We start from the raw sequence: 17696 nt of genomic DNA, 5'->3' as shown, positions 1-17696 counted from the left end.
CGACATCTTGGAATTCCACTCGACATCTTGAGAATCCACTCGACATCTTGAACGCACTCAACTTGCTAAATCTCTATCATCTTTATATAAATTAGCAAAATACAGGTTTACCTCCTAGACAAACTTGAAGTTTCCCTAAGAGGTTTTTAAATTTTACTAAACTAAAACTACCTAAAAATTCAATAATAGGTTTTTGACGTAAAATTTTATATATTATAAAATTGGCTTAAACAAGGAGGTGAAGCGATGTTTATGAGAGAAAGAAAGAAACCAATTCCACTACAAAAGAAGGATGCTGCAATTCCAAGATTACCTCAAAGCGATAGAAGGTTACCAGCATTACGATATTCCGCAGCACGAGATCAAAAAGGTTTTAACGGAGAACGAAAACTTGATTATCATTTAAGGGGTTTGCCGGATAAGTTTAGTGTTCTTAACGATGTTGCACTAAAGGTCTTTGAAAGACAATTTCAAATTGATTCCGTAATTACCTCCCCTCACGCGATATACATGAATGAAGTGAAAAGCTATGAAGGAACAGTCACATTCGATACAAATCTTAAACAATTAATTCAAGAGAATGGTGAAAAAATTGATGGCCGTAAATATCCCATCACTCAGGTGGAAAACAATCAATTTCTTCTGCTTCGTTGGTTACAGATGCGGCATCTTGGCGGTCTACCGATTTATTATTTTATTTCATTTTCTGAACACAGTACAATTATCAAGGTTTTGGGAGATGAGAAGGCGATTAAAAAAGCTGTATCTTATGTCGATGAAGTGCCACTTCGAATTATGCAAATGGATGAACAACTTGCTCGAAATAGACCCAGAAATATCCAATTTCAAAATAGAATTAACAATGAAATCTTAAGGAATTGCCATGATTTTGATAGCGATGTTCTGCATGAGTTTGGAATTAAAAAGGATGAAATTTTACCGGGTGTTCAATGTCCAACGTGTAAAACACTTGGGATGGAACGTCTACGATATAATTGGCAATGCAAAAAATGTGGTACTTTTTCAAAGGATGCACATTTAAATGCCCTTTGTGACCGGGCGCTCCTAATAGATAGGGAAATAACTAATAAACAATGTAGAGATTTTTTAATAGTAAATAGAAGTGCGGCAAATACTCTTTTAAAGGGCGCCGGTCTTATCAAGAAATCTGGAACGAAGAGATGGATACTAGATTTGGATAAGTTACGAAGAAGATGAGACTGTACATCTGATAAATGGACATATTATCTTAGAATTCCACTCGACATCCCGAGAATCGACTCAACACCGAGCACAAACTTATCCCAACCCATCATGGTAATTTTTCTTCTATATCATCACTTAGCTCTTTAAATTCTTTCCCAGAGATAATTCTACTTTTATAATTGATTACCTCATAATCCCCATCTTTTCCCGGTATTCGAATTGTCATCTGAATCAACTTATACGGAGGATTATGCGCTCCTTCAAATCCAATTACATGTAGCGTGATATCGTACGTATCATTTTCTACATTTTGTGTAATTTTCTCAATCCGTTCAGCCATGAATAATTGGTTATCTCCGTGATTGTACATAACTTCAAGTATAGTATTTCCTAAGAATCTTAAGAACGCTAATTCCATTATTGTAGGTGGTTGATTTTGAGGAATGATTTCCGTCGATTGCTTCGCTTGAATAGGATTAATAGCTGCACCGAAAATAATTAATGTTAGTAAAATTAGCTTTGCTTTTTTCATTGCCTTTTCCTTTCTAATTGTTTACGTTATTTTTTTCAGATCAATATGTTTTATACCCCCAGTTCATATGATTAAAATTTCCATATAAGAGGATGTTCAAAAAGTCCGGTAAAAATGACACTGCGAATTTCGCACGAATGCTTGTTTCTCCGCTACTCATGTATATAAATGCATACATTCCGTTGCTTGAAACTTACCCCCATTTTCATTCATTGCGGTGTCTGTAAAGACATAGGAGTTTTGAACACGCACTATAAAGCATGGTAATATAAGGTGAACAACAAAATAGGAGATTTTCAAAATGACCCGTAATCCATCAGCTATTAAATTTCACAATGTCAATTATTCCATTGACAATATAAATATTATTGAAGTACTTACTACAGACCATATTCGCGTTGTCACAGTAAAAAATAGGGAACTATAAGCTTTTCTAAAGGGGTGCGAATGCATCTCTTTTTTGAGCAAATAGGAAATCATAAAATTTTATAAGCACAACTATCATGTGATAATTACCAAATCGAAAGGATGAATTTTTTTGTATGATGTAGTTGTAATAGGTGGAGGACCATCTGGATTAATGGCAGCAATTTCCTCGGCTGAAAATGGTGCCAAAACACTTCTTCTTGAAAAAGGAACAAAACTCGGAAATAAACTTGCAATTTCCGGTGGCGGACGCTGTAATGTAACGAATCGGCTTCCTCAAGAAGAAGTAATTAAAAATATCCCAGGTAATGGAAAATTTTTATACAGCGCTTTTTCGGTCTTTAATAACGATGACATCATCGACTTTTTTGAAGGAATAGGGGTTCAATTAAAAGAAGAAGATCACGGCAGAATGTTCCCTGTTTCTAATTCTGCAAAGTCGGTGGTCAATACACTAATAAATAAATTACATGAATACGGTGTTGACATTAGGCTGTCAAGCGCGGTTGAAGCAATACACTATACTGAAGTGTTACATACTGTACTGCTAAAGAACGGTGAAAAAATGGCTACAAAAGCGGTGGTAATTGCAGTCGGCGGAAAATCAGTTCCGCATACAGGTTCAACAGGAGACGGATATCCGTGGGCAAAAAAAGCTGGGCACACGATTACGGAACTTTACCCTACCGAAGTAGCATTAACTTCCAATGAACCATTCATTAAAAATAAAGCGTTACATGGACTTTCCTTACGAGATGTTACATTATCTGTATTAAATCAAAAAGGGAAACCAATTATAACGCATCAAATGGATATGGTATTCACCCATTTTGGCGTTTCTGGTCCAGCAGTTTTAAGATGTTCGCAATTTGTTGTAAAAGAAATTCTGAAAGGTTGCAATCATGTTCTCATGCATTTAGATACACTGCCGGCGGATACGATTGATGAACTTGTTGATAAAATTTTTAATTTACGAGATGAAAATCCTAGAAAGTCTTTTAAAAATCTGATAAAAGATGTTACTGCGATTCCAGAGCGCATGCTTAACGTAGTTTTCGAACAGAATTTAGTAGATATTGAACTACGCGCAGGAAACGTTTCAAAAGATATTGTGATGACTATTATTAAAAATTTAAAAGAGTTTACCTTTTATGTAAACGGCTCGCTTCCAATTGAAAAAGCGTTTGTTACAGGTGGAGGGATTTCTACAAAAGAAATCGTTCCAAATACGATGGAATCAAAAATTATGGAACGATTGTTTTTTTGTGGAGAAATTTTAGATATTCATGGCTATACCGGGGGTTATAATATTACCGCAGCACTGGTGACAGGAAGACTTGCAGGTACAAATGCAGCGTACACCTCGTTATCCATTGATTCAAATTAATTTTATTCAAACAGCTCTGTACGGATATTGATAATAAATAACGGATAAATTCCTACACCTTGTAGATATGCAAAAAGCTTCTTTACAGGTATTTTACGGACAAACTATAAAAATCCACATCTATAAGGGGAGATTCTGAAACTTAAGCCAAGATCCTTTACTTGGACTTTAAGCATCTGCTTTTGGTTTAAGTTTCTCTAAGAAATCTTCAGATCAATCACCGACAACAGCTGGCTTATAGTATTCTTTCTGATGTGCTTTAAAGACAATCCTTGAATAACCCAAAGAAATGTTAATAACTCGGGAAACATCAAGATGGAAAATTCAATCTGAAGCAGATAAGTTTAGTTATTTGACAAAAGCAGGTATGATGGAATTAAAGAATAAAATAAGAAAGAAGTGTTATAGAATTAGTTATCAAAAATCACTAGTTAAACGAAATGTCGTCATTATGTGGTTTGCGAACTTTTTCATTGCTGGAAGCATGACAATGGTACTTCCGTTTATTTCTCTCTACATTGATTCATTCGGAAATTTTTCTGAAAGTTATGTTCAAAGTTGGTCCGGCTGGGTTTTTGCGATTACTTTCGTAACTGCCTTTATTTTTTCACCAATTTGGGGACGAATTGGAGATAAATATGGCAGAAAAAATATTTTAATTATCTCCGCTACGGGACTTGGTGTTTCAGTACTATTAATGGGGTTTGCCACAACGGTTTGGCAGCTTTTTTTATTTCGCTTTATCATGGGGGTATTCACAGGTTTTATCCCAATGTCACAAGCGTTTATCTCTACCCAGATCCCAAAAGAAATTGCAGGCCGAGTACTAGGTTCTCTACAAACAGGTAGCGTCACCGGTACATTAATGGGACCATTATTAGGTGGAGTGCTAGCAGATATGTTTGGCTATAGCGCTACATTTAAATGGGTGTCAATAACCATTTTTCTCTCGGCATTTATCGTCTTATTTGGTCTTAAAGAAATGCAGATAATCGTAACAAACAAGGCTGAGAAAAAAATGTATACGACAAAAGAAGTGATAATGCATATTGTGGGGCATCCAGTCTTACTTATCGTGATGATCACATCGACACTTGTACAGATTGCACATTTTAGTATTCAACCTATTTTATCATTGTATGTTGCAGAGATTAATGGGGTGAAGAGCCTTGCTTTCTTTTCGGGACTCGCTTTTTCTGCGGCTGGACTTGGCAATTTACTTTTTGCAAGACGTTGGGGAACATTTGGAGATAAATTCGGATATATAAAAATATTGATTATTCTATTATTTATGGCGGGAATCGTTTATCTCCCTGGTGCGTTTGTCACGAATATCTGGCAATTGGTTATTTTAAGGTTTTTACTTGGAATAGCGATTGGTGGAATTGTGCCAACACGAATTGCATATATTCGACAGGAAGCACCGCTCTCAATGCAAGGCGAGGTACTTGGTTATAATACAAGCTTACGATTTTTAGGAAACATTATTGGTCCAGCTCTCGGTGGAGTTTTAGCTGGTTTTTTTGGATTCTCATCCGTGTTTTTCGTAACAAGTTCCCTACTCATTATTACTGGGGCAATTTTGCTCTTTTCATGGTATAAATATGAAAAAGTTGATGGAAAATTATTGTTCCCACATTAAATTATGAACGAAGCTTTCTTTAACTTAGAAGGCTTCGTTTTTTAAGAGAGTCTTTTTTGCCCCCCCACGCTAGAAGCTCTCTGGAACCCCCGGCATAGGTATTTAACTATCATAATAAAAACTCCAACGTAAGGCTAACGTTGGAGAGTCCATGATTTTATTCCTCCCGCTCAAAATAACAATTTCGTGTTTTGCTCATTCCTGCACCATTAATACCAAATCCATCTTCATTTTCCATCGTAATTGTAAAAAAATCAATTTCACCATTTGGATTAAAAAAGTTAATTTCCATCCCTTCATCAGATTCTCTTAATCGATAGACAAATTCTTTTTCTTCAGCAATGACATACACATTTTCTTCATCAATGAATTCCAGACCTCCATCAAAAGGAGGGCACACTGGGTCACCGCCGATTTCTCCATCCTCATATCCGTTAGTGACCAGCCACGTTCCTCCGATCAGTTGATCTTCAGTTATCACGTTACCACAACCTCCCATCACTATTATTACTATCATAAACAGCAAAAGTTGCCGACTCATTTTCACGCTTCAACACTCCCTTATTCTCCACACCGCCTATTTACCAAAAATTCGATCAGGTTCCCTTTTTTCTATACCAAAGCTCTTTCCTAGCACTAGAAAGTAATCCATCAGCCTACCGGCGAAAAAACACAAAAACTCCAACGTAAAATAACGTTGGAGAGTCCATGATTTTATTCCTCCCGCTCAAAATAACAATTTAATGTTTTAACTATCCCTGAACCATTAAGACCAAATGCATCTTCATTTTCCATCGTAATTGTATAAAAGTCAACTTCACCATTTGGATTAAAAAAGCTAATTTCCATCCCTTCATCAGATTCTCTTAATCTATAAACAAATTCTTTTTCTTCAGCAATAACATACACTTTTTCTTCATCAATAAATTCCAGACCTTCATCAAAAGAAGGACACACAGGGTCACCGCCGATTTCCCCATCTTCATATCCGTTAGTTACCAGCCATGTTCCGCCGATCAGTTGATCTTCAGTTATCACGTTACCACAACCCCCCATCACTATTATTATCATAAACAGCAAAAGTTGCCGACTAATTTTCACACTTCAACACTCCCTTATTCTCCACACCGCCTATTTACCAAAAATTCGATCAGGTTCCCTTTTTTCTATGCCAAAAGCTCTTTCCTAGCACTAGAAAGTAATCCATCAGCCTACCGGCGAAAAAACACAAAAACTCCAACGTAAAATAACGTTGGAATCCATGATTTTATTCTTCCCGCTCAAAATAACAATTTCGTGTTTTGGTTACCCCTGAGCTATTAAGACCAAATCCATTTTCATTTTCCATCGTAATTTTATAAAAATCAATATCATTTGGATAAAAAAATGTAATTTCCATTCCTTCATCAGATTCACTTAAACTATAGGAAATCTCCTTTTCCTCAGCAAAGACATACACTTTTTCTTCATCAATAAATTCCATTCCTTCTTCATAACCAGGGCACACAGGATCACCGCCGATTTCTCCATCTTCATATCCGTTAGTTACTAACCATGTTCCGCCGATCAGTTGATCTTCAGTTATCACGTTACCACAACCTCCCATCACTATTATTACTATAACAAGCAGCAAAAGTTGCCGACCTATTTTCACGCTTCAACACTCCTTTATTTTCCATACCGCCTATTTACCAAAAATTCGATCAAGCTCTTTTTTTTCTAACTCTTTAATCAATCCCTTATCATCAATATTTTTATCATTTATTCCAAGGGTTTCATCACGAATGTAGTCCGAAGCTTCTTTTCCGTACTCATCCTTAATTTCATCTAACGCTTCACTAACCTCATACCAATTTTGAGCCATAAAATCCTTTTCTGGAAAATCAATATGTGGATAATCTCTTTGAATAGACTGCCATCTTTCAATAATTTCAAAAGTCTTATTAGTTGGTACAAGCTGGACGGCATTTACATCAGGCGTTCTTGGTCCCGGAATATTACGTGTCTCAGCTATTCCAAATTCCATTCCTAATCTTATAGCTACATCCATTCCCTCTTTCACTGTAATGTCATTCGTTAATTCTTTATATCCTGCATTATGTTCATCAACATCTTTAGCAAGGCTAAATAGCTCTCCAACTTTAAGAGTACTTGCCGCCTCTGACACTATTTTTCCTAATACCTTTTTCGTTATAAAATCTGTCGTATATGTGGTCTCTTTATTTTTTAAATGTGCTGTATCATCCTCAATTTTTTCCGAATTAGCATCCGTTCCCTCATAATAACTAATGTCAAATAAACTAAAATGTTTTGCTACTGGATCATCCGGATCAAATCTCCAATCCCGGAATTGCTGCTCATTCATAAGGGATTCATCCACATCATATTCAGCAGTCTGCAAGGCTGAAAAAATAAAATGCCCCTGAACACCGGTCTTCTTTCCATCAATCGTGCGCTCGCTTTCATATTCCAATCGGTCAACAATGATGACCGTGTTATCACCCATTGTATTTTCATAATTTTTGAGCAACATTAAATAGGCTTCTAATTTTGATCTGTCTTCCGATAGTATTTCTGTTTGACCTGGCTTCATTCTTCCACCCAAATATAGATATGCTTCAATGATTGCAATCTCTCTTTCCAATGTCCCTCGAGAAAAGACTACTTTTTCATTCAATCTATCTTTCAATTTATCTATATTTTCCTCAGTCATATAATTTGTTATATCGTTAATCTCTTCCTTCGTATCATCGGTCAACACAACATTCTGGAAGATATAATACAGTAATGACTGTTCTTTTGGGGTCAGTGGCTCATTACTTGCAACCTTCTCAAGAAGTGTTTCAAAAATTCCACCTTTATCCATCATTATTTCTCTTATAGGGTCGATAAGTTCACTTTTATCTACGTTCTTAAACCGTTCTTCTCCTTTATATGATTGAATCTCCTTCATCAATGCCTTCACATGATGAATCATTTCTTTCACACGATCATTGCTTATCGTTGTGTAAGTTCCTAAATTTGCAATTAACTCCTCAATCAATTCAACGATACTGTCCTTATCCGACTGGAGTATGGAAATATTTGGTTTCGTCACAGACACAATATCTGCCACATCATCAATCGTCCTAACCACTCTTTCATTAGTTTCTACCAATGAATCAAAAGGGGTTTCAATTTCTTCTTTCACTTCTTCCAAATAATGCTTAAGAACTCTCGCCCTCTCACTCGTGTCAACATCTGAATGGAAAGTATTAATATGATTTTTCAAATTCTTATCGATTTCAATCATTAATTGCTGGAAGGCTAAAACCGTAGTTTGGTGAACATTTTCAAAATATCCTTTAGCTGAATCAGCAGCTGCACCTGAAAATTCATCCATATTAATCATGTCATCAATGCCACTGCTAACCTCATTGAACTCTGTCACCACTTTATCTTGTGCAGTACTTACCTTTTCCAAAAGAGCAATAGCTTCTGGCATATCTGCTTTCAAATTCATTACAAATCCCCCTTAAGTCGCTAGTGGCGTATAGCCCCTAGGGTCATGAATAGCCCGCGCGCTTGATTGAGCCAATGTCTCATCCTGTTTCTGCAAAGATTCTCCTACATGTTCCAAAGTATCCACATCTTCATTAAAGAGCGTCTTATACGTTTCCAACATCTCGATCGTTTCAATTAAATTTTCCAGATCCTCTGTTAGGGGTTTTACATTTGTAAATTCAAACGTCTCACCTGTGCTAATCCCACTGTCCACACTATTAATCGTATTTCTTAGAAAATCAACCTTTCCTTAAAAGAAACTTTATAAAAATCAATTTCACCATTTGGATAGAAAAATATAATTTCCATTCCTTCATAAGCAGGACATACAGGATCACCGAAGACTTCCCCATTCTCATATCCGTTAGTTACCAGCCATGTTCCTCCATCAAATCATCTGTTGTGATTAATTCTGTACATCCGCTCACTAATATTAAGAATGTACCCATGAAGATAAGCCTAAAATATCTCATATAGTATCACCGTATTTTTTCACTACAAAATATTATTTTTCTCGCTCAAAATAACAATTTCGTGTTTTGGTTACCCCTGAGCTATTAAGACCAAATCCATTTTCATTTTCCATCGTAATTGTAAAAAAGTCAATTTCACCGTTTGGATTATAAAATTCAATTTCCATCCCTTCATCAGATTCTCTTAATCGATAGACAAATTCTTTTTCCTCAGCAATGACATACACATTTTCTTCATCTATAAATTCCAGACCCTCGTCAAAAGAAGGACATACGGGATCACCGCCGATTTCTCCATCCTCATATCCGTTAGTTAGTAGCCATGTTCCTCCGATCAGTTGATCTTCAGTTATCACGTTACCACAACCTCCCATCACTATTATTACTATCATAAGCAGCAAAAGTTGCCGTCCAAATTTCACACTTCAACACTTTATTGTCCACCCAGTCTATTATCAAAAATTCGATCAAGCTCCCTTTTCTATGCCATAGCGCTTTCCTAGCACTAGAAAATTAACTTTAATCCATCTACCTACTGGTGAAAAAAAACAAAAACTCCAACGTAAGGTTAACGTTGGAGAGTCCATGATTTTATTCCTCCCGCTCAAAATAACAATTTCGTGTTTTGCTCATTCCTGCACCATTAATACCAAATCCATCTTCATTTTCCATCGTAATTGTAAAAAAATCAATTTCACCATTTGGATTATAAAATTCAATTTCCATACCTTCATCAGATTCTCTTAATCGATAGACAAATTCTTTTTCCTGATCAATGACATACACATTTTCTTCATCAATAAATTCCAGACCTCCATCAAAAGGAGGGCACACTGGGTCACCGCCGATTTCTCCATCCTCATATCCGTTAGTTAGCAGCCACGTTCCTCCGATCAGTTGATCTTCAGTTATCACGTTACCACAACCTCCCATCCCTATTATTACTATCATAAACAGCAAAAGTTGCTGACCCATTTTCACGCTTCAACACTCCTTTATTTTCCATAACGCCTATTTACCAAAAATTCGATCAGGTTCCCTTTTTTCTATGCCAAAGCTCTTTCCTAGCACTAGAAAGTAATCCATCAGCCTACCGGCGAAAAAACACAAAAACTCCAACGTAAAATAACGTTGGAGAGTCCATGATTTTATTTCTCCCTCTCAAAATAACAATTTCGTGTTTTAGACATTCCTGAGCCATTAAGACCGAATGCATCTTCATTTTCCATCGTAATTTTATAAAAGTCAATATCATTTGGATAAAAAAATGTAATTTCCATTCCTTCATCAGATTCACTTAAACTATAGGAAATCTCCTTTTCCTCAGCAAAGACATACACTTTTTCTTCATCAATAAATTCCATTCCTTCTTCATAACCAGGGCACACAGGGTCACCGCCGATTTCTCCATCCTCATATCCGTTAGTTACCAGCCATGTTCCGCCGATCAGTTGATCTTCAGTTATCACGTTACCACAACCTCCCATCACTATTATTATCATAAACAGCAAAAGTTGCCGACTAATTTTCACACTTCAACACTCCCTCACTCTTCACGCAGTCTAGTTACCAAAAATTCGATCAAGCTCTTTTTTCTTTTGTCCTCTAATCAATTCCTTGTCAACTATATTCTTATCATTTATTTCAAGGATTTCATCACGTAGGTAGTCTGTGGCTTTTTCTCCGTATTTCTTTTTTATTTTTGCTAATGCTTCACTAACTTCATACCAATTTTGTGTCAAGAAAGCTTCTTCTGGAAAATCAATATGTGGATAATCTTTTTGAGTAGACTGCCATCTTTCAATAGTTTCAAAAGTTTTATTAGTTGGTACAAGCTGGACGGCATTTACATCAGGCGTTCCTGGTCTAGGAATATTACGTGTTTCAGCTATTCCAAATTCCATTCCTAATTTTGTAGCTGCCTCCATTCCCTCTTTTACTGTAATGTCATTTGTTAAATCTTTATATCCTGCATTATGTTCACTAACATTTTTATCAAATCTAAATAACTCCCCGGTCTTGAGAGCACTTTCCGCCTCGGAAACTATTTTTCTTAATACCTTTTTTGTTATAAAATCTGCCGTATATGTGGTCTCTTTTTCTTTTAAAGGTGCTATATCATCCTCAATTTTATCCGAAGTAGAATCTGTCCCACCATAATAACTAATGTCAAATAAACTATATTCTATATTACAACAACAACTCAATATATTTCATTAATGAAAAAACAAAAACTCCAACGTAAAATAACGTTGGAATCCATGATTTTATTCCTCCCGCTCAAAATAACAATTTCGTGTTTTGGTTACCCCTGAGCTATTAAGACCAAATCCATTTTCATTTTCCATCGTAATTTTAAAAAAGTCAATTTCACCGTTTGGATTATAAAATTCAATCTTCATGCCTTCATCAGATTCTCTTAATCGATAGACAAATTCTTTTTCCTGAGCAATGACATACACATTTTCTTCATCAATAAATTCCATTCCTTCTTCATAACCAGGGCACACAGGGTCACCGCCGATTTCTCCATCTTCATATCCGTTAGTTAACAGCCATGTTCCTCCGATTAGTTGATCTTCAGTTATCACGTTACCACAACCTCCCATCACTATTATTACTATCATAAACAGCAAAAGTTGCCAACCCATTTTCACACTTCAACACTCCTTTATTGTTCAACCAGTCTACTTATCAAAAATTCTATCAGGTTCCTTTTTTCTATGCCGTAGCTTTCCTAGCACCAGAAAATTAATTTTAATCCATCTACCTACCGGTGAAAAATACAAAAACTCCAACGTAAGGTAACGTTGGAGAGTCCATGATTTTATTCCTCTCGCTCAAAAAAACAATTTAGTGTTTTGATCATACCTGAGCCATTAAGACCAAATCCATTTTCATTTTCCATCGTAATTTTATAAAAGTCAATTTCACCATTTGGATTATAAAATTCAAGCTCCATTCCTTCATCAGATTCTCTTAATCGATAGACAAATTCTTTTTCCTGATCAATGACATACACATTTTCTTCATCAATAAATTCCAGACCTCCATCAAAAGGAGGACACACTGGATCACCGCCGATTTCTCCATCCTCATATCCGTTAGTTAGCAGCCATGTTCCTCCGATCAATTGATCTTCAGTTATCACGTTACCACAACCTCCCATCACTATTATTACTATCATAAACAGTAAAAGTTGCCGACCCATTTTCATGCTTCAACACTCCTCGTCCACACAGTCTACTTACCAAAAATTCTATCAAGCTCCCTTTTTTCTATGCCATAGCGCTTTCCTAGTAACTAGAAAATTAATTTAATGCATCTACCTACCATCGAAAAAACACAAAAACTCCAACACTGGTTAACATTGGAGAGTCCATGATTTTATTCCTCTCGCTCAAAATAACAATTGAGTGTTTTGATCATACCTGAGCCATTAAGACCAAATCCATTTTCCTTTTCCATCGTAATTTTATAAAAGTCAATTTCACCATTTGGATTATAAAATTCAATCTTCATCCCTTCATCAGATTCTCTTAATCGATAAACAAATTCTTTTTCCTGATCAATGACATACACATTTTCTTCATCAATAAATTCCATTCCTTCTTCATAACCAGGGCACACAGGGTCACCGCCGATTTCTCCATCCTCATATCCGTTAGTTAGCAGCCATGTTCCTCCGATCAGTTGATCTTCAGTTATCACATTACCACAACCTCCCATCACTATTATTACTATCATAAGCAGCAAAACTTGCCGATCAATTTTCACGCTTCAACACTCCTTATTGCCCCCGCCTGGTTCATTACAAAAAATTTCATCAAGCGCTTTTTTCTATGCCGTACCTAGCACTTAAAAATTAATTTAATCCATCTGCCTACCATCGAAAAAACACAAAAACTCCAGCGTAAGGTAACGTTGGAGAGTCCATGATTTTATTCCTCTCGCTCAAAATAACAATTCCAGAATTTTGACACTCCTGCACCATTAATACCAAATGCATTTTCATTTTCCATCGTAATTGTATAAAAGTCAACTTCACCATTTGGATTAAAAAAGCTAATTTCCATTCCTTCATCAGATTCCCTTAATCGATAGACAAATTCTTTTTCCTGATCAATGACATACACATTTTCTTCATCAATAAATTCCAGACCTCCATCAAAAGGAGGACACACTGGATCACCGCCGATTTCTCCATCCTCATATCCGTTAGTTAGCAGCCATGTTCCTCCGATCAATTGATCTTCAGTTATCACGTTACCACATCCTTCCATCACTATTATTACCATCAGAAGGAGCAAAAGTTGCCGACCAATTTTCACACTTCAACACTCCTTTATTGTCCACCCAGTCTATTATCAAAAATTCGATCAAGCTCCTTTTTCTATGCCATAGCGCTTTCCTAGCACTAGAAAATGAATTTTAATCCATCTACCTACCGGCGAAAAAAACACAAAAACTCCAACGTTGGTTAACGTTGGAGAGTCTATAATTTTATTCCTGCCGCTCAAAATAACAATTTCGTGTTTTGGATACTCCTGAGCCATTAAGCCCAAATCCATTTTCCTTTTCCATCGTAATTGTAAAAAAGTCAATTTCACCATTTGGATAAAAAAATATAATTTCCATTCCTTCATCAGATTCACTTAAACTATAGGAAATCTCCTTTTCCTCAGCAATAACATACACTTTTTCTTCATCAATAAATTCCATACCTTCTTCATAACCAGGGCACACAGGGTCACCGCCGATTTCTCCATCCTCATATCCGTTAGTTACTAACCATGTTCCGCCAATCAGTTGATCCTCAGTTATCACGTTACCACAACCCCCCATCACTATTACTACTATCATAAACAGCAAAAGTTGCCGACCCATTTTCACGCTTCAACACTCCCTTATTCTCCACACGGTCTATTTACCAAAAATTCGATCAGGTTCCCTTTTTTCTATGCCAAAGCTCTTTCCTAGTACTAGAAAGTAATCCATCAGCCTACCGGCGAAAAAACACAAAAACTCCAACGTAAGGTAACGTTGGAGTCCATGATTTTATTCCTCCCGTTCAAAATAACAATTTCGTGTTTTGATCATTCCTGAACCATTAAGCCCAAATCCATTTTCATTTTCCAAAGTGATTTTAAAAAAGTCCATTTCACCATTCGGATTATAAAATTCAATCTTCATTCCTTCATCGGATTCTCTTAAACTATAGACAAATTCCTCTTTCTCAGCAATGACATACACATTTTCTTCATCAATAAATTCTAGACCTTCATTAAAAGGAGGACACATAGGATCACCGCCGATTTCTCCATCTTCATATCCGTTAGTGACCAGCCATGTTCCGCCAATCAGTTGATCTTCAGTTATCACGTTACCACAACCTCCCATCACTATTATTATCATAAACAGCAAAAGTTGCCGACTAATTTTCACACTTCAACACTCCCTTACTCTCCACACAGTCTACTTACCAAAAATTCGATCAAGCTCTTTTTTTTCTAACTCTTTAATCAATCCCTTATCATCAATATTTTTATCATTTATTCCAAGGGTTTCATCACGAATGTAGTCCGAAGCTTCTTTTCCGTACTCATCCTTAATTTCATCTAACGCTTCACTAACCTCATACCAATTTTGAGCCATAAAATCCTTTTCTGGAAAATCAATATGTGGATAATCTCTTTGAATAGACTTCCATCTTTCAATAGTTTCAAAAGTTTTATCTGTTGGCACAAGTTGTACGGCATTTACATCAGGCGTTCTTGGTCCCGGAATATTACGTGTCTCAGCTATTCCAAACTCCATTCCTAATCTTCCAGCTGCCTCCATTCCCTCTTCTACTGTAATAGCATTGGTTAATTCTTGATATCCTGCATTATGTTCATCAACATCTTTAGCAAGGCTAAATAACTCCCCGACCTTGAGAGCACTTGCCGCCTCGGACATTATTTTTCCTAATACCTTCTTTGTAATAAAATCAGACGTGTATGTGGTCTCTTTTTCTTTTAAATGTGCTATATCGTAACCAAATTTATCCGAAGTAGAATCTGTCCCACCATAATAACTAATGTCAAATAAACTAAAATGTTTTGCGACTGGATCATCCGGATCAAATCTCCAATTCCGGAATTGCTGCTCATTCATAAGGGATTCATCCACATCATATTCAGCAGTCTGCAAGGCTGAAAAAATAAAATGTCCTGTAACATCGGTCTTCTTTCCATCAATCGTGCGCTCGCTTTCATATTCCAATCGGTCAACAATAATGACCGTGTTATCACCCATTGTATTTTCATAGTTTTTTAGTAACATTAAGTAGGCTTCTAATTTTGCCCTGTCCTCCGATAATATTTCTGTTTGACCTGGCTTCATTCCTCCACCCAAATATAGATATGCCTCAATGATTGCAATCTCTCTTTCCAATGTCCCTCGAGAAAAGACTACTTTTTCATTCAGTCTATCTTTCAACTTATCTATATTTTCCTCAGTCATATAATTTGTAATATCGTTAATTTCTTCTTTCGTATCATCGGTCAACACAACATTTTGGAAGATATAATACAGTAATGACTGTTCTTTAGTGGTCAATGGCTCATTACTTGCAACCTTATCAAGTAATGATTCAAAAATTCCGCCTTCATCAATCATTATTTTTCTTATAGGGTCGACTAGTTCACTTTTATCTACGTTCTTAAACCGTTCTTCCCCTTTATATGATTGAATCTCCTTCATCAATGCCTTCACATGATGAATCATCTCTTTTACACGATCATTGCTTATCGTTGTGTAAGTTCCTAAATTTGCAATTAGCTTCTCAATCAATTCAACGATACTATCCTTATCCGACTGGGGTAGGGAAATATTTGGTTTCGTCACAGACACAATATCTGCCACATCATCAATCGTCCTAACCACCTCTTCATTAGTTTCTACTAATGATTTAAAAGGTGTTTCAATTTCTTCTTTCACTTCTTCCAAATAATGCTTAAAAACTCTCGCCCTCTCACTCGTGTCAACATCTGAATGGAAAGTATTAATATGATTTTTCAAATTCTTATCGATTTCAATCATTAATTGCTGGAAGGCTAAAACCGTAGTTTGGTGAACATTTTCAAAATATCCTTTAGCTGAATCAGCAGCTGCACCTGAAAATTCATCCATATTAATCATGTCATCAATGCCACTGCTAACCTCATTGAACTCTGTCACCACTTTATCTTGTGCACTACTTACCTTTTCCAAAAGAGCAATAGCTTCTGGCATATCTGCTTTCAAATTCATTACAATTCCTCCTAATTAAGTTGATAATGGCGTATAACCTCTAGGATCGTGAATAGCTTGCGCACTTGATTGAGCCGATGTCTCATCCTGCTTCTGCAAAGATTCCCCCACATGCTCCAAAGTATCCACATCTTCATTAAATAACATCTTATACGTTTCCAGCATCTCGATCGTTTCAATTAAATTTTCCAGATCCTCTGTTAGGGGTTTTACATTTGTAAATTCAAACGTCTCACCAGTACTTATCTTACTGTCCACACTATTAATCGTATTTCTTAAAAAATCAACTCTTTCTTTAAAAAGTGCGACATCGATACTAATTTTTGTGCCCATTATGATTCTCCTCTCTTTAAACATATCTTTTCAGCAACATAAAATTATTTCGTAAAACGTCACGCTCAGTCTAAACCTCGACGCTTTCATTGGATTGATAATATCCTAGCAGTCCGAGTTTACTTTCGTAGCTACATTAATTAAAATCTTAGAATATAGCAGAAGAATGGTCAATAGTGATAAAGTAGCTAGTTTTAAATATTCATTGGAAAAAGAGAGTAATTAGATGCATTGTGAAAGTAGGATATAGAAGATAAAGGAAAACAAAAAAATGCATTGGATCTGTCTGCATAATGTAGTATGGGAGTAGGAGCGCGGCTAAAGCAAAAAAAAAAGATCTTGGTAATCTTGCGGCAAAAGGCGAGAAAAAACAATAACTCCAATGCTAGTTAATACTGATCCCTTGATTCTTACTGTTCTCTTTCAAAATAAACAGTTCTGTTTTTTGGAAATTCCAGCCCCGAGAGTACTAAATTATCATGATTTTCAATGAATATTTTTAGAAAACTTACGAGTGATTGACGTGCTAGTACTGGCACTCGCGACAAATCTTTACGGTGGGACGAACGAAAGTGCAAATGCCCTTCGATGGGACGAGTAAGCGAAGTCCCAGGACGTTGCGCTCTTAGCTAGTGAGCGGTAGGACAGTTTGATCCTTTCTTTTTTGCTCAAAAAGTCGATTTCACCATTTGGATTATAAAAGCTAATTTCCATCCCATCATCTGATTCCCTTAAATGGTATCTAAAATCTTTATCTGGGTTTTCCACATAAACTGTTTCTTCATCTTTAAATTCTAACCATCATCAAAGGTGAAAAGCGGGTTCACCTAATTTGTCTTTTATGAATTAGTAAATAAATAT

Annotated in this window: 22 protein-coding genes; 4 read left to right on the top strand and 18 right to left on the bottom strand. The window is 36.2% G+C overall.

Annotated elements, in window-relative coordinates; all coding sequences use genetic code 11:
* The first annotated feature begins 246 nt into the window (after positions 1 to 246).
* Complete coding sequence (locus SPD89_RS20725; protein ID WP_336263841.1) at positions 247 to 1218, top strand: nuclease-related domain-containing protein; 972 nt, start codon at positions 247 to 249, stop codon at positions 1216 to 1218.
* 94 nt (positions 1219 to 1312) lie between these two features.
* Here the strand turns inward: SPD89_RS20725 and SPD89_RS20720 are convergent, their stop codons facing one another.
* A complete protein-coding gene (locus SPD89_RS20720; RefSeq protein ID WP_336263840.1) occupies positions 1313 to 1738 on the bottom strand; it encodes a hypothetical protein in 426 nt (141 codons plus the stop codon).
* Between the two features lie 301 nt (positions 1739 to 2039).
* Between SPD89_RS20720 and SPD89_RS20715 the strand changes: the two genes are divergently transcribed.
* The 3 genes from SPD89_RS20715 to SPD89_RS20705 all read left to right on the top strand — a co-directional run bounded on the left by SPD89_RS20715 (position 2040) and on the right by SPD89_RS20705 (position 5193).
* Positions 2040 to 2165, top strand: a complete 126-nt coding sequence (locus tag SPD89_RS20715; protein ID WP_336263839.1) for a hypothetical protein — start codon at positions 2040 to 2042, stop codon at positions 2163 to 2165.
* Between the two features lie 153 nt (positions 2166 to 2318).
* The gene (locus tag SPD89_RS20710; RefSeq protein ID WP_442961213.1) at positions 2319 to 3551 is read left to right on the top strand and encodes an NAD(P)/FAD-dependent oxidoreductase; all 1233 of its coding nucleotides are present in this window, start codon (positions 2319 to 2321) and stop codon (positions 3549 to 3551) included.
* Between the two features lie 451 nt (positions 3552 to 4002).
* On the top strand, positions 4003 to 5193 hold the full coding sequence (locus SPD89_RS20705; RefSeq protein WP_336263842.1) for an MFS transporter: 1191 nt from the start codon (positions 4003 to 4005) through the stop codon (positions 5191 to 5193).
* A 157-nt stretch (positions 5194 to 5350) separates the two neighbouring features.
* Here SPD89_RS20705 and SPD89_RS20700 read toward each other — a convergent pair whose 3' ends face one another.
* The 17 genes from SPD89_RS20700 to SPD89_RS20620 form a co-directional block, all read right to left on the bottom strand.
* Complete coding sequence (locus tag SPD89_RS20700) at positions 5351 to 5740, bottom strand: hypothetical protein (protein WP_336263837.1); 390 nt, start codon at positions 5738 to 5740, stop codon at positions 5351 to 5353.
* A 167-nt stretch (positions 5741 to 5907) separates the two neighbouring features.
* Entirely contained in the window at positions 5908 to 6294 is a 387-nt protein-coding gene (locus tag SPD89_RS20695) for a hypothetical protein (RefSeq protein WP_336263836.1), read from the bottom strand.
* A 166-nt stretch (positions 6295 to 6460) separates the two neighbouring features.
* A complete protein-coding gene (locus SPD89_RS20690) occupies positions 6461 to 6847 on the bottom strand; it encodes a hypothetical protein (RefSeq protein ID WP_336263835.1) in 387 nt (128 codons plus the stop codon).
* Positions 6848 to 6877: 30 nt separating this feature from the next.
* Positions 6878 to 8695, bottom strand: coding sequence for a T7SS effector LXG polymorphic toxin (locus tag SPD89_RS20685; protein ID WP_336263834.1), 1818 nt, complete (start codon positions 8693 to 8695; stop codon positions 6878 to 6880).
* Between the two features lie 12 nt (positions 8696 to 8707).
* A complete protein-coding gene (locus tag SPD89_RS20680) occupies positions 8708 to 8950 on the bottom strand; it encodes a TIGR04197 family type VII secretion effector (protein ID WP_336263833.1) in 243 nt (80 codons plus the stop codon).
* A gap of 291 nt (positions 8951 to 9241) precedes the next feature.
* Positions 9242 to 9565 carry a hypothetical protein gene (locus SPD89_RS20675; RefSeq protein WP_336263832.1) on the bottom strand — a complete coding sequence of 108 codons (324 nt, stop codon included), beginning with the start codon at positions 9563 to 9565 and terminating at the stop codon, positions 9242 to 9244.
* Between the two features lie 235 nt (positions 9566 to 9800).
* Positions 9801 to 10190 carry a hypothetical protein gene (locus tag SPD89_RS20670; protein WP_336263831.1) on the bottom strand — a complete coding sequence of 130 codons (390 nt, stop codon included), beginning with the start codon at positions 10188 to 10190 and terminating at the stop codon, positions 9801 to 9803.
* Between the two features lie 167 nt (positions 10191 to 10357).
* Entirely contained in the window at positions 10358 to 10741 is a 384-nt protein-coding gene (locus SPD89_RS20665; RefSeq protein ID WP_336263830.1) for a hypothetical protein, read from the bottom strand.
* Positions 10742 to 10771: 30 nt separating this feature from the next.
* Positions 10772 to 11416, bottom strand: a complete 645-nt coding sequence (locus SPD89_RS20660; protein ID WP_336263829.1) for a hypothetical protein — start codon at positions 11414 to 11416, stop codon at positions 10772 to 10774.
* A 60-nt stretch (positions 11417 to 11476) separates the two neighbouring features.
* Positions 11477 to 11866 carry a hypothetical protein gene (locus tag SPD89_RS20655; protein ID WP_336263828.1) on the bottom strand — a complete coding sequence of 130 codons (390 nt, stop codon included), beginning with the start codon at positions 11864 to 11866 and terminating at the stop codon, positions 11477 to 11479.
* Positions 11867 to 12036: 170 nt separating this feature from the next.
* On the bottom strand, positions 12037 to 12426 hold the full coding sequence (locus SPD89_RS20650; protein WP_336263827.1) for a hypothetical protein: 390 nt from the start codon (positions 12424 to 12426) through the stop codon (positions 12037 to 12039).
* Between the two features lie 170 nt (positions 12427 to 12596).
* Complete coding sequence (locus SPD89_RS20645; protein ID WP_336263826.1) at positions 12597 to 12986, bottom strand: hypothetical protein; 390 nt, start codon at positions 12984 to 12986, stop codon at positions 12597 to 12599.
* A 164-nt stretch (positions 12987 to 13150) separates the two neighbouring features.
* On the bottom strand, positions 13151 to 13540 hold the full coding sequence (locus SPD89_RS20640) for a hypothetical protein (protein ID WP_336263825.1): 390 nt from the start codon (positions 13538 to 13540) through the stop codon (positions 13151 to 13153).
* A gap of 172 nt (positions 13541 to 13712) precedes the next feature.
* Positions 13713 to 14102, bottom strand: a complete 390-nt coding sequence (locus tag SPD89_RS20635; RefSeq protein WP_336263824.1) for a hypothetical protein — start codon at positions 14100 to 14102, stop codon at positions 13713 to 13715.
* 165 nt (positions 14103 to 14267) lie between these two features.
* Complete coding sequence (locus tag SPD89_RS20630) at positions 14268 to 14654, bottom strand: hypothetical protein (protein ID WP_336263823.1); 387 nt, start codon at positions 14652 to 14654, stop codon at positions 14268 to 14270.
* A gap of 30 nt (positions 14655 to 14684) precedes the next feature.
* Entirely contained in the window at positions 14685 to 16502 is a 1818-nt protein-coding gene (locus SPD89_RS20625) for a T7SS effector LXG polymorphic toxin (RefSeq protein ID WP_336263822.1), read from the bottom strand.
* Between the two features lie 15 nt (positions 16503 to 16517).
* Complete coding sequence (locus SPD89_RS20620) at positions 16518 to 16835, bottom strand: hypothetical protein (RefSeq protein ID WP_336263821.1); 318 nt, start codon at positions 16833 to 16835, stop codon at positions 16518 to 16520.
* Between the last annotated feature and the right edge of the window lie 861 nt (positions 16836 to 17696).

The sequence above is a fragment of the Pseudogracilibacillus sp. SO30301A genome (assembly GCF_037072025.1).
GTDB lineage: Bacteria > Bacillota > Bacilli > Bacillales > Amphibacillaceae > Pseudogracilibacillus.
Note: the sequence above shows the minus strand (reverse complement) of the source record. Positions and strands in the feature narration are given on the sequence as shown.